The organism is Pseudoalteromonas sp. TB64 (genome assembly GCF_000498095.1).
In the GTDB taxonomy this organism is placed as follows: Bacteria; Pseudomonadota; Gammaproteobacteria; order Enterobacterales; family Alteromonadaceae; genus Pseudoalteromonas.
Window position 1 is genome coordinate 20362 of record NZ_AUTQ01000077.1, and the last position, 13424, is coordinate 33785.

The following is a 13424-nucleotide window of genomic DNA, read 5'->3' on the forward strand; positions in this document are numbered from 1 at the left end:
GTTTAACGCGCTAGTAGTTTTGCTTTAATATCGCTGTAACGCATCTGCTCGCACAGTGCAAAGCCACTCAGCTGGCGCACTTTATTACGCGCAAATAATGGCACACTCATCCCCGCTAAAAAGCGGCATTGGGTTTCAATACCCACATTATGATTACCCTTGCCTGCCATATGCGCTAAAAACTCGCCAACCTTTTGATAAATAAGTTGCTCGTCAATATATGTAGGCTCTATAGAGTATTCAAGCTTAACGGCATGACCTCTACATACACTACAATGCCCACATTGCTCAGGTGCATTTTGATCGTCAAAATAGCGCGCTAAGTTATAGCTTAAGCAACTTTGTAGCTCAAAAAATCTTATTAATGCAGCAATACGCTTAATTTCGGCTTGTTCTTTATCGGTAAAGTAATCATGAAGTTGCTGGGCAAGTTCAGGGTTATTTATAACCTCTCCATGCACTTTGTATACTTGGGTAATACGTTTGGTTTCAAGCGTTATTAAGTTTTTTTCAGCTAGGTAATCAAGAGCAGCCACTACACGTTTTCGATCAACCTGCGCGGCTTGCGTCAGGGAGTCAAAATTTAGCGTGCCCCATATTTTTTTAAAATCGGTATGGCTAAATATTTGTGTTAAAAACGCTTGGCGTTGCTCATCAAAATGGCCAAGTAGCTCGTTTTTATCAACCAAAAATTTATATTTAAAATCGGCGTAGTAAGCATATTGCGGCGTTATTGCGCCTTGTATTTCTAGTTGTACTAGTAAGGTTTTAAGTGCTAGTTGCCTAATATTACTTTCGCTTGAAAGACTGTATTCTTGCATTTCCCATTGCTGGTGGCTTTGGCGAATATCGTTAATTACATATTCAATACCGCTAAGCTCAGGGGTGTCGCCATATACAAAGTTTTCTACCGTATTTAGGCCATCCAGATTAGCAAGCGTGTAACAGTTTGATGGATTGCCATCGCGCCCTGCTCGGCCAATTTCTTGGCTGTAGTTTTCTATCGATTTAGGTAAGTCGTAATGTATAACAAAGCGAATATCCGATTTATCAACGCCCATCCCAAAGGCAATGGTTGCCACCACTACATTAATTTTACCGCCCATAAAGTCATCTTGAATTTGCCAACGTAGCGTATCTTCAAGCCCTGCATGATAAGCAACGGCATGCAAACCTTGCGCACTTAGTACGTTAGCTACTTGCTCGGCGCTTTGCTGTAGGGTTACATACACAATACCTGGCCCGTTTTGCGCGCGTACAATGTTGGCAAGCTCGGTGTTTTTATCGGCGGTTTTAACGCTCAGCACGCTTAAATCTAAATTAGCGCGGTAAAAGCCCGTTTGCACAATGCACTCAGGCGCAATAGCAAATCGCTCTGCCATATCGCGTTTTACTTTTTTAGTCGCCGTTGCCGTAAGTAACAACACTAAAGGAATATTAAGCTCTTCGCGGTAACGCGGCAGTTTAAGGTAGTCGGGTCTAAAGTTATGACCCCACTCAGATATACAGTGCGCTTCGTCTACAACTAACATCGAAAGCGCCACTTGGCTTATAAACTCTCTAAAACGCTCGTTTTTAAAGCGCTCAACCGACACCATTAATACTTTAATTTTACCATTTCGCACATCATTCATTACAGTGCTGCTTTGCATTTGATCTTGGCTCGAATCAAGGCTAGCTGCATAAATACCTTTGCTATTTAAAAAGCTAATTTGATCTTTCATCAACGCAAGTAAAGGCGAAACCACTAACGTTAAATTTGGTAAATGCAACGCAGTTAATTGATAGCACAACGATTTACCCGAGCCGGTCGGAAATATAGCCAGCGACGATTGACCATTTAAAAGCTGCTCTATGGTTTGTTGTTGCCCTGTTCTAAATTGGCTAAAACCAAAGTGCTGCTCAAGTGATTGAATTAGTGGCGCGGTCATAAATGTCCTTTAGGTGGCTAAACAATAGTCATGCATATAAAAATGCGGTGCAGATGAAATATTTGCAACTCAGTATACAACAAATAACATTATTTATTGCTGACATCGGTTTTTTTTAGGCGCAAACTAGGCACCCATAAAATGAGTAGTAACTACTTGTTGCCAAAATAATTTATTGATACCCAAGTCACCTTAAAAAACTAATAAAAAATACAGATCACTTGGGTATATTATTTTTAAGGGCAACGTTATGAGTATTACAATACCTAAAATCGTCGTTATTGGCGGTGGTGCTGGCGGATTAGAACTTGCAACCCAACTAGGGCATAAGCTAGGGAAAAAAAAACAAGCAGATATACTGTTAATAGACAAAAACCGTACCCACATATGGAAGCCGTTACTGCACGAAGTAGCGACAGGCTCTATTGACCCTGATTTAGATGGCGTTGTGTATTCAGCACATGCCGCAAAGCATCATTATCGTTTTCAACTTGGTACTTTTTGCAATATAGACCAAAGCAATAAAACAATTACTCTCTCCCCACTTAACGATGAGTTAGGTCACACTATTTTACCTGGTCGTACAGTACGTTACGATCACCTTGTTATTGCCATTGGCAGCGTAAGTAACGACTTTAATACCCCTGGTATAAAAGAGCACTGCTACTTTTTAGATTCAAGCCAACAAGCAGAACGCTTTCAGCATTCATTACTAGATAGCTTTACGCGACTTCATCAAGACGACAACCAACAACAATCACTTAATATTGCCATTGTAGGCGGCGGTGCTACGGGTGTTGAACTCTCAGCTGAGCTTTACCATGTATCTGAGCTATTAAAGCTTTATGGTTTAACAAATATGTCGTCTAAGCGTTTGCATATTCATTTAATAGAAGCCGGCCCGCGTATTTTACCTGCATTACCAGAGCGTATTGCTGTTAGCGCCAAACGCGAGCTATTAAAGCTTGGCGTAAACGTGCGTGAGCAAACTCAGGTAAAAGAAGGCACCGCACAAGGCTTTATCACCAAAGATGAAGAACACATTGATGCTGACATTATGGTGTGGGCAGCAGGCGTAAAAGCACCTGACTTTATTAAAGACTTAGGTATTTTTGAGCTTACTCGCAGCAACCAAATTCAAGTAAATGAGTTTTTACAAAGCACCGTTGACGAAAGCATTTTTGTATTAGGCGATTGCTGCGCATTTACCCAAGCCGATGGTAAGCAAGTACCGCCACGTGCACAATCGGCACATCAAATGGCGCAGTGCGTCGAAAAAAACCTCATAGCAACGTTAAAGCAACAGNTTTAAATACAGCGACCATGGCTCGTTAGTTAACTTATCAAGCTACAGCACCGTGGGTAACTTAATGGGTAACCTAACCAGCAATACCTTTTTTATTGAAGGTAAAATTGCCCGCTTTATGTATATATCCCTTTATCGCATGCACCAGCGTGCTATACACGGCAGCGCAAAAACCTTTGCATTATGGATAAGTGAAAAAGTGCTGCGTGTAGTGCGTCCAAAAATGAAATTACACTAACTAATATTAAAGCCAGTAATGCAGCTTTAGCGGTATTGCTGTCTTTAATTTTTAACATTGACTGTATAAAGTATTTAAAACAACTAAGGGGATTTGGGTTATGACGGGTAAAACGCTAATTTTTAACTTTGACGGCACAGGAAACGAGCCCCGTGACGCAGAGCAATTTAGCTCAGAACACTTTAAAGAAGACGCCAGTATTTCTAACATTCTAAAATTGCACTTACTACTTGGCGGTAAATTAGAAGGCTCCCCTGTTACTCCATTTCCAAACCAACTCAGTTTTTATTATCAAGGTATTGGCACTAAAGGTAGCCGTTTAAAGCGTGTATTAAACCAAACACTTGCGCCACGTGGTGACGACGTGGCAAGTATTTTAAATCAAGCGTTAAACGACTTTAAAGCTCACTATCAACTAGGCGATACCTTACTTTTAACTGGTTTTAGCCGAGGCGCGGCACTTGCTAGGCGCTTTGCAAAATGCTTAGAGCTATTAATAAGCGAGCGTGTATACCTTTGTGTATTTGATACCGTTGCGTCTATTGGGTTTTCAAAAATAAGTAAAGCCGCTATTGGCGCAGAACATGTTATTTTTGAAAACCACACTATAGCCACAAATATTACTCAAGCTTTGCACTGTGTAGCCGTTGATGAAAAACGCCGCGCGTTTGAACCCACATTAATGAACACTCAAAGCAACATTACCGAGCTGTGGTTTGCTGGCGCGCACTCTGACATTGGTGGCGGNTATTACCGCGATGGGCTAGCTGATATTTGCTTGCGCTTTGCATTAGAGTGGTTAATAGAACAGCCTCTTAATATATCCTTGTTAACCAGTCACGATATAGATTACGAAGCATTGCTGCCTAATAGCAACTTAATAGCGCAAGATGATGTAACCGTTATTCCTGATCCACTCGCGTTGAGCCATCAACAAAACTACTTTTGGTTTAATCCGCTATTTAAGCTAATTGATAGAGACTGCCATGTACTCGTTGATAACGAAGCCAGCAAGCTTGAGCCCTTAGTACATCACAGCGTAGCTGAGCGAATAAACAAACTAACCAGTTACCGACCTGAATCGCTTAAAAAACTACATTACAAAATTAGCTATAGCGATAGTAGTACATTGCGCTTTACCGGTCTTAGCGCACATATAATGCTCGCAAATCAAAACATGAGTGTATTGGCAGCAAACCAAAGCCAAGATGTTATGGCATTTGCCTCTGAGCTTTATAACTGCACAGGGCTAATGCTAGAGCAAGGCGCGACTTATCGCTTTACACCTTATCCTGATCAGTATTGGTTTGATGATGGTATAAAATGCCCACCTTCGGGCTGGCATCGCGATAACGTACAACTTGGCGTAAAAGAAATCCCTATTGCTTTGCTAGAACCCTTTAGACGACTTGCAAGCGCACAGTGGTTTTCATTGGTTGGTGCTATTAATAAAAACGACGATCACTTATTTGAAATAGCTGACGGCGCAGATATTAAAATAGAAAAATCTGGTGAGTTTTGCCCGTTTGCAAACGACTTAAACCGCTTTTACGGTGCTAATGCAGGTAAAATTAAAATAAAAGTAACACGTTTGAGTTAACTAACTTAATTTGCAATATTTGTGTAAACGAACACTTTTGGCGCTTAAAAAGCGCTTTGCAGAAGTATTTAAACTACACGAATATTAAACCCAATATGCCAAATTACTAGAAGCTGCGCTTCTAACGTGAGCAAGCTCTACGTCTACAACACAGCGTTTCACGTCAAATTCGATGTAATCAAAACACCTGTAGACGCGCAGCTTGCTGGCGTTTAAAAGCAACGCTTTTACTTTAATTGTAGTGGTTAAATAATAAAAAATAATGAGAAGCTGCGCTTCTAACGTGAGCAAGCTCTACGTCTACAACACAGCGTTTCACGTCAAATTCGATGTGATAAATGATAGATAAAAGACGCGCTGCTTGCTGGCGTGAGTAATTCCGACAAAAGCCCTATTTGATCGGTGCTATTTAAGCCGCGATTAAATAGGACTCTTGTCCTGAATGTTTGTTGCTACGCTTAAACGAGCCTTTACCTTTTTTAGCTTTAACAACTTGCGGTTTAAATAATTTAGAGGTTACCAACGCCGCTAGTGCATTGTGGTTTATAACGCCTCGCCCTGTGTCTACCGCGCTGTTGCTTGCGGTTTTTGCTTTAGATTTTTTAGTCATACATTTCCTATAAACTAATTGGTTATTTTAAGTTAAATAATAAAAAGGCTTTTATATTAGCCTAATTAAGAGATGGCGATTGTAGGCTTAATTTTCAACCGCGCAAGTGTTTTTAGCAGTCTTTTAGTGCTTTTTTAATAATAAAAAAGCATAAAAAAAGCGCAGTTAATAACTGCGCTTAATGTTGTTTTAATTTACTTTATAAATTAAAAACTAAAGCTTACTTTTGCGTAATACGTTCTGCCATCAAAGCCGTAAGGCAATGCACGTACAGGGTATTTAAACGCGCCATTGGTGATAAAGTTAAGTACTTCGTCGTCACCTAATTCGTCTGGCGTTTCATCAAATACGTTATCGGCACCCACCGAAAGCGCAAACATATCGTTAATTTGGTAGCTAACATTTAAATCTACTAATACAGCCGACTCAACCGTGCTTGTTGGTTTAAACGACCCCGTTGGAGAAAGCTCACCAGGTAGTGAAATATGGTCGTTACCAAAGTATTTTACGTCTGTTTCGCCAAAGTAGTTAAAGCGAAGTGTTGATGTATACGCATCGCGCTCATAGTCAAAAGTAAGCGTTGCACGTTCGCTTGGTTGTCCGTCTGTAAAAAAGCTACGTTGTAGGTCATCAAAAGCAACTTCTTCAGGTATACCGTCTTCTGCGTTTACGCTATCAATTTTAGTATCGTTTAAGTTACCCGCAAAGGTTACTCCAAAATTACCGCCCTCAACATCAGTACGGTACGATGCAATAATATCAACACCTTGCGTAGTAGAATCAACTGAGTTTGAAAAGTAGTTAGCTTGTACTGCACCAGTGGCTTNTGTAGGGCAGCGACTGCCTCACTGCTAAACGATACATCGTCAGTGCTTAGTAAGCTGCCAAGAGTAATGCGGTCTTCAATTTCTACGCGGTAAAAATCAACCGTTAACGAAAGCTCACTCGTTACATCGTAAACAAAGCCAGCACTGTAGTTGGTTGATGTTTCAAGCTTTAAGCTATCAACGCCTAACGCACTTGGGAATTCGCTTCCAGTGTTTGCCGTGAATGACTGCGTTAATGTACCGTCTGATCCTAGGTTAGTTGTAAATGCGGTATAACCACTTTGCTGAAGCGATGGCGCTCTAAAGCCAGTAGACACTGCACCACGTACTGCAAAGTCATCAGAGAACTCATAACGTGTTGCTAATTTACCAATTAAATCATCTCCAGCGTCTGAAAAGTCTTCATAGCGCAGTGCACCACTTACGTTCCATGCATCGGTGATCATCGTTTCTACATCTACATAAAATGCATAGCTGTTACGGTCGCTGTCGTTTGTTGCCTCAGGGCGNAAGCCGTTATAAGCCTGAAAACCACACTCAGCAAATTGATCCGGATCGTTTACTGAAGGGTAAGAGGTATCTGTATTTGCAAAACCACATGCGTATGATGCTTCATCGCCTGCAACTATTTCGTAGTTTTCTTTACGGTACTCTGCGCCTACTGTTACATAAAGAGGCTCGCTGCGACCAATATCTACAACACCGTTTACATCAAGATTAACGGTTGTTTGATCAAATCTAAAACCACCTGAGTAACCGCCCGTAGGACCTGCATTAGCTGCAATATCGGCATCACTCGCGCTTGGGTTGTTAAATAAGTACTCAGCCGCGTAAGAGGCGTTTAATGTATTGCGAGATGTAAAGTCGTATTGGTTTTCGCCATACACTGCCGATACATCGTAATTCCAATCTGTGTTTATATCGCCTTTAAAACCAAGCGCTAATGAAATGTCTTGTGCTTCGTTGTATATGCGCGGTAAAAAGCCATCGCTGTATACTTGTGTTACATTTTTAGAGGCTTCGTTAAAGTTACGGTAAAAACCATTACCCAATGCCGTACGTTCAGAGTAGCCACCAAATGAGTAAAGCTCACCGCCACCCATTGGTAAGGCCATGTTATAAAATAACGAAGTAAACTCACTTTCTGAATTACCTTGGCTCCAGCGTACATCCTCACTAAGCGTACCAGGCTCAACATTAAGCGAGCCACCTGTATCGCGCTCGGCGCGGTTAGTGCCATCTGCATCTCGATATTCAAGCGATAAATTAATAAAACCGCCTTCGTTACCTAAATCAAAACCACGGTTTAAACCGGCTGAAATAGTATCGCCGTCACCTTCGCTTGTGCCGCCATACTGCACAAAGCCAGTAGTTATTCCTGTTGAGTTATTAAGTGATAAGTTAATAACGCCCGCAATAGCGTCAGAACCATATTGCGCCGCTGCACCATCGCGTAATACTTCAACGCCTTTAAGTGCAGTTAACGGAATAGCATTCATGTCTGTACCTGCAGCACCTGCGCCTACTGTACCGTTAAGACCAAAAATTGATTGATTATGACGACGCTTGCCATTTACTAATACAAGCGTTTGATCTGGTTGTAAGCCACGAAGGGTTGCGGGTCTAAATAAATCAGAACCATCAGAAACCTGAGTACGTGAAAAGTTAAATGAAGGCGCTGTAGCTTGTAAGCTTTGCCCAAGCTCAGTAAAGCCACCTTTAGTTAGATCATCCGCATCAATTAAATCAATAGGAGAAGAAGACTCTGTAGAGGTACGGTTAGATACACGCGATCCTAATACAGAAATTTGCTCAATATTTTTCGCTGCTTGAACTGGTGCTTCTTCTGCGTTAACAATGCTTGGTGCGCTAAACGCGAAAGCAACTGCAACAGCAATTGTGTTTAAACGGTATGTTGGCATAGTGACGACCCTGTTTTGTGTTCTTATAATATGTGTGCAGTTATGGTATTCATAACCTGTTGCAAACATCCTAGCAACATATGCAAACAAAAAGAAATGAAAAAAACTAAATTTTTGGTCTAAGTATGCAAATAAATTTCAAGATAAGAATAAATCACATTAAATAGATTGAAATACATACAACTAAAGCATAAAACATCAAAAAACCGAAAGATTGCAGTTTGTTTACATTATTGTTTTATGAGTTATTCATTACTTTTAGGGGTAACAGGCAACGAATAGTCGTACCGATGTCTATTGTGCTATTAACTTCTATTTTTCCGTGGTGATCGCGTACCATAGCGTACACAAGTGTCATACCCATTCCAGTTCCTTCTCCAATATCCTTTGTTGTATAAAATGGATCAAATATGTGCGCTTGAACTTCTTCGCTCATACCGCAGCCGTTATCTTTTACTTCAATACATATGTGTTCTGTTACTTCGAAAACATTAACTTCAAGAATACTGCCTTTGGTTGTATTGAACTCGCATGCTTGGCGCGCATTCATTAATAAGTTTATAAAAATTTGATTAATAGACGACAAATTACAGAATATCTCGGGCACCAGATCAAAATGCGTTTTAACTTCACATAATTTAAGTTGGTTACTCAATAACTTTAATGCGTTATTTGCGGCTTCAATTACATCAATATATTGTTTATCTTGATTTGCGGTTGAATGAGTAAAGTTTAATAAATTATGAACTATGTGTTTAATGCGCCTTAAGCCTTCTAAACTATCGTTTATTTGTGCTAAAAATTCGCTACCAATCCACGAAAAATGTTGTTGTTTATTTAAAAGCGCTAATTCACTTTTATAACGCGTCTCGGGAATGTCGTTATTTAGGTATTGCTCGTTAAGCTTTAGCATTGTAAATAAAGTAGGTGCTACATGTTGAAGGCTTTCAATATTACTCATGGCATAAGCAAGGGGGTTATTTATTTCATGTGCAACACCAGCACACAGCGTGCCCAAGGTTGCCATTTTTTCTGTTTGAATAAACATTTTTTGTTGATGTTCTAAATCAGCTACTTTTTTTTGTAACTCATCGTTAATAGCAACTAAAACGCTGCTTTTATCTTTCAGTAGCTGCTCGGCAGTTAATCGTTGTTTTTTTTCTTCTAAAAAAGCGTGCTCAAAATTATCTGATCCATTCATAGCTTGTATCCTTATAGCTTTAGTAACTAACGTTTAGTCGCCCGAGCACAATAATGCAACTCTAATAGTTTTTTAAGCTACGCTTAATTAAGGAAAAAGCATTTTCAGAGCTAAGTTTATCTTAACTAATTTATTCAATCGAAATGCGAAATTGGTAATCATCGTTGCAGTTATCAACAAGCGTTAATAAGAGCTTTGAAAATTTACCCTCTACATTAGTCAAATAAAGGTGAACCAATGATAAACACAATACCAGGCGCACCAATAAATCGTATTGATGTATTGTGCGTTGATGATGACGAAATAGTATTGCGCTCTTTAACACGGTTACTTAAAACGAATGGGTTAACAAACATAGTTTGCGACAATCCTGAGAGTGCTTTAAAGCTTTTTAAAAACCATGAGTTTGGTTTAATTATTAGTGATATGCGTATGCCACAAATGAATGGCGCGCAATTTTTAGAAAAAGCACGGGCGCTAGCACCCGATACACAACGTATTTTATTAACAGGCTATGCAGATATAGAAACCACACTTGCAGCAGTTAACCAAGGGCAAATTAATGGTTATATTCAAAAGCCGTGGCAAAATGATTTACTACTGCGCAGTATTAATAACAGCCTCGAAAAGTTCGAACTAAAAAAGCAAAACCAACTATTAGAAGCCCAAGTTAAAACACAAAACCAAGAGCTGCTTGAACTAAATAACACGTTAGAGCAACGGGTAGAAAAGCGCACTAAACAAATCAAGCAAGTTTTAAAAAAACTAGAAGATGCAAACGAGCGAGAAAAACACGAACATAAATCAACTGTGGAGTTACTGTATAACTTTGTTAATGCAAATCCGCACCTCGATGGTAATAAAGCACAGAACATTGCAAATACCTGCACCCAAATAGCGCTTTATTTAAACTTATCGCAAAAAAGTATCGATCTTGCGCCTATGGCAGGTTATTTAGCGCAAATAGGTTTACTTGCTATGGATCCCGAGCTTTACAAAAAACCGGTTAATAAATTAAGCGAATTACAACGTAAAACGTTTTATACCCACCCTAGTACGGCGCAACTAATGCTAATGCCCGCAATGCACTTACACGACTTGTCAGACGCGATTTATTATCAATTTGAGCGCTACAATGGTAATGGCATACCTAAAGGGCTTGCCGGAAATGATATTCCTATTGGTGCTATGGTATTAGGACTAGCGCGCGACTACTGGGATGCCTTTGAGCAAAGCATTGCTAAAAATGAAAAAGAGAGACATGAACAGGCTCTCGAAAACGTAAAGCTTTATAGCGGCACTTTTTATCATCCAAAAATTGTGCGCGCCTTGGAGGTAAGCCAAGTAAAAATGCAGGAGCAAAAAAGTACATCAGGTTCTGTGCTTATTTGTTCAGCGCAAGACCTTAAAGAAAACATGGTACTTGGGCATGCATTACATAACCACACTGGTATTATGCTACTACCTAAAGGTCATGTGTTTATTCGCAAATCAATCGAAAAACTTCAACAGCTCGAAGCCAAAAAACCAACGCCGTTTAGAATAATGGTTAAAACTTCTAAATGATTGATCTAAAGCGGGCTTTTATTCGTTACAATGTGCTTCAATAGTTTGAACTAAATTGAAATAATTTTATTTTAAGTTTAGGTTTATACCAACTACATCATTAATTTTTGCTTGAAGGAGCATAACGTGTCGCGATTTTCTGCCGTTACCGACAATCCCCACGACGGGCGTTTTAACCAAAAAACGGGAATATTACTTACTAACCTAGGTAGCCCTGACGCGCCAACTGCTGCTGCTTTACGTACTTATTTACGTGAGTTTTTATCAGACCCCCGTATTGTAGAAATACCACGCTTAGTATGGATGATTATACTCCACGGAATTATTTTACGTGTTCGCCCAAAACGCTCGGCAAAATTATACGAAAGCATATGGACCAAAGATGGCTCGCCACTTACCCATATTACTCGCCAACAAAGTATTAAGTTAAATGCCCTGTTAAAAGAGCAAGGTTACACAAATACAGAAGTTGTTATGGCAATGCGTTATGGCAATCCATCAATTGAGGCAGGTCTGGAAGAGCTAAGAGATAAAGGCTTAACACGTATTATAATAATGCCAATGTATCCGCAATACTCTAGCCCAACTACCGGCTCTACTTTCGATGCTGTATCAAACGTGTTGCGAAAGTGGCGTTGGGTACCAGAGCTACATTTTATAAATGGATATCATAAAAACACCAGTTACATTGAATCTTTAGCTAACAGTATTAGTGAAGATTTAGAAGCGAATGGTATGCCGCAAAAAATAGTTTTTTCGTATCACGGTATGCCTAAACTGTTTTTAGAACGAGGCGATCCGTACCACTGTTTATGCCTGCAAACTACGCGCTTAGTGGTCGAGAAACTTGGTCTAGATAAAGACAAAGTAATAAGCACATTTCAAAGCCGTTTTGGTAAAGCTGAGTGGTTAAAACCTTACACAGATGCAACTCTTGAAAGCCTCCCTGATGAGGGTATAAAAGACGTAGCAATAATAAGCCCAGCTTTTAGCGCCGACTGCCTAGAAACACTTGAAGAGTTAGAGCACGAAAACCGAGAAATTTTTGAAGAAGCTGGTGGCGAAAAATACCGTTACATAGCGGCATTAAATAATAGAGACGACCACATTAAAGCTATATTTGATGTAATAAAACCAATGCTATAAAGCTTTAATAAAAAACAGTAAACTTTAAGCGGTGTTAATTTTAACACCGCTTTTTTGTTTTTTTATACAGCTAAAAACAATTTAAAAGCGAGGTATAAAACCTCACCTACATCAGTGCAAACACCGGCAGAAGAAAGCAAACCCGTAGGTGCGATTTTACATCGCGCTCATGTAACGTGGCTTCAATGCTTTAAAAGTGAAAGTGAAAGTAAAAGCGAGGTATAAAACCTCACCTACATCAATGCAAACACCGACAAAAAACACAGGACTTGTAGGTGCGATTTTACATCGCGCTTATGTAACGTGGCTTTAATTCTTTAATTCTTTAATTCTTTAATTCTTTAATTCTTTGATACTTTAAAAGTAAAAGCGAGGTATTAAACCTCACCTACAACTACACAAGCATTGGCAGAAAACACAGGCCCCGTAGGTGCGATTTTACATCGCGCTCATGTAACGTGGCTTTAATTCTTTAATTCTTTAAAAATAAAAGCGAGGTATAAAACCTCACCTACATCACTGCCAACCCCAGCAAAAACACCAATCCCGTAGGTGCGATTTTACATCGCGCTCATGTAACTTTGCTTTAATGCTTTAATGCTTTAAAAGTGAAAGCGAGGTATAAAACCTCGCCTACAACAGCACAAGCACCGGCAGAAAACACAGGCCCCGTAGGTGCGATTTTACATCGCGCTCATGTAACATGGCTTTAATTCTTTAATTCTTTAATTCTTTAAAAATAAAAGCGAGGTATAAAACCTCACCTACAACTACACAAGCATTGGCAGAAAACACAGGCCCCGTAGGTGCGATTTCACATCGCGCTTATGTAACATGGCTTCAATGCTTTAATTCTTTAATTCTTTAATGCTTTAATTCTTTAAAAGTAAAAGCGAGGTATAAAACCTCACATACAACAGCACAAGCACTGGCAGAAAACACCGACCCCGTAGGTGCGATTTTACATCGCGCTCGTCACTTTTAAACTACAGCTTAATCTTTACGGGTAACAAACACCGTACACACACCCGCTATAATTCCCCAAAAGGCAGAACCTACCGACAGTAATGTTAAATC

The 13424-nt window shown here is 39.8% G+C and carries 6 protein-coding genes and 2 pseudogenes; 4 read left to right on the forward strand and 4 right to left on the reverse strand.

What is annotated here, in order from left to right:
* Positions 1–2: 2 nt before the first annotated feature.
* Positions 3–1931: a RecQ family ATP-dependent DNA helicase gene (locus L647_RS0104050; protein WP_024610055.1), complete on the reverse strand. Its 1929-nt coding sequence runs from the start codon at positions 1929–1931 to the stop codon at positions 3–5.
* 250 nt (positions 1932–2181) lie between these two features.
* Here L647_RS0104050 and L647_RS01000000123630 point away from each other — a divergent pair.
* Positions 2182–3475, forward strand: a pseudogene (locus tag L647_RS01000000123630) (NAD(P)/FAD-dependent oxidoreductase).
* 100 nt (positions 3476–3575) lie between these two features.
* Positions 3576–5075: a DUF2235 domain-containing protein gene (locus L647_RS0104060; RefSeq protein WP_024610056.1), complete on the forward strand. Its 1500-nt coding sequence runs from the start codon at positions 3576–3578 to the stop codon at positions 5073–5075.
* Positions 5076–5484: 409 nt separating this feature from the next.
* Here the strand turns inward: L647_RS0104060 and L647_RS0104065 are convergent, their stop codons facing one another.
* The 3 genes and pseudogenes from L647_RS0104065 to L647_RS0104075 form a co-directional block, all read right to left on the reverse strand.
* Positions 5485–5685: a ribosome alternative rescue factor ArfA gene (locus L647_RS0104065; protein ID WP_024591136.1), complete on the reverse strand. Its 201-nt coding sequence runs from the start codon at positions 5683–5685 to the stop codon at positions 5485–5487.
* Between the two features lie 206 nt (positions 5686–5891).
* Positions 5892–8434, reverse strand: a pseudogene (locus tag L647_RS01000000123635) (TonB-dependent receptor).
* 238 nt (positions 8435–8672) lie between these two features.
* A complete protein-coding gene (locus L647_RS0104075; protein WP_024610057.1) occupies positions 8673–9635 on the reverse strand; it encodes an ATP-binding protein in 963 nt (320 codons plus the stop codon).
* Positions 9636–9872: 237 nt separating this feature from the next.
* Here L647_RS0104075 and L647_RS0104080 point away from each other — a divergent pair, with 237 nt between their 5' ends.
* On the forward strand, positions 9873–11201 hold the full coding sequence (locus L647_RS0104080; RefSeq protein WP_024610058.1) for an HD domain-containing phosphohydrolase: 1329 nt from the start codon (positions 9873–9875) through the stop codon (positions 11199–11201).
* Between the two features lie 126 nt (positions 11202–11327).
* Positions 11328–12347: a ferrochelatase gene (hemH, locus tag L647_RS0104085; protein ID WP_024610059.1), complete on the forward strand. Its 1020-nt coding sequence runs from the start codon at positions 11328–11330 to the stop codon at positions 12345–12347.
* The last annotated feature ends 1077 nt before the right edge of the window (positions 12348–13424 follow it).

What these genes read in the sequence shown, in the direction of transcription:
- L647_RS0104050 (WP_024610055.1), bottom strand. Translation starts at nt 1,931, where the DNA reads ATGACCGCGCCACTAATTCAATCACTTGAGCAGCACTTTGGTTTTAGC.
- L647_RS0104065 (WP_024591136.1), bottom strand. Translation starts at nt 5,685, where the DNA reads ATGACTAAAAAATCTAAAGCAAAAACCGCAAGCAACAGCGCGGTAGAC.
- L647_RS0104075 (WP_024610057.1), bottom strand. Translation starts at nt 9,635, where the DNA reads ATGAATGGATCAGATAATTTTGAGCACGCTTTTTTAGAAGAAAAAAAA.
- L647_RS0104080 (WP_024610058.1), top strand. Translation starts at nt 9,873, where the DNA reads ATGATAAACACAATACCAGGCGCACCAATAAATCGTATTGATGTATTG.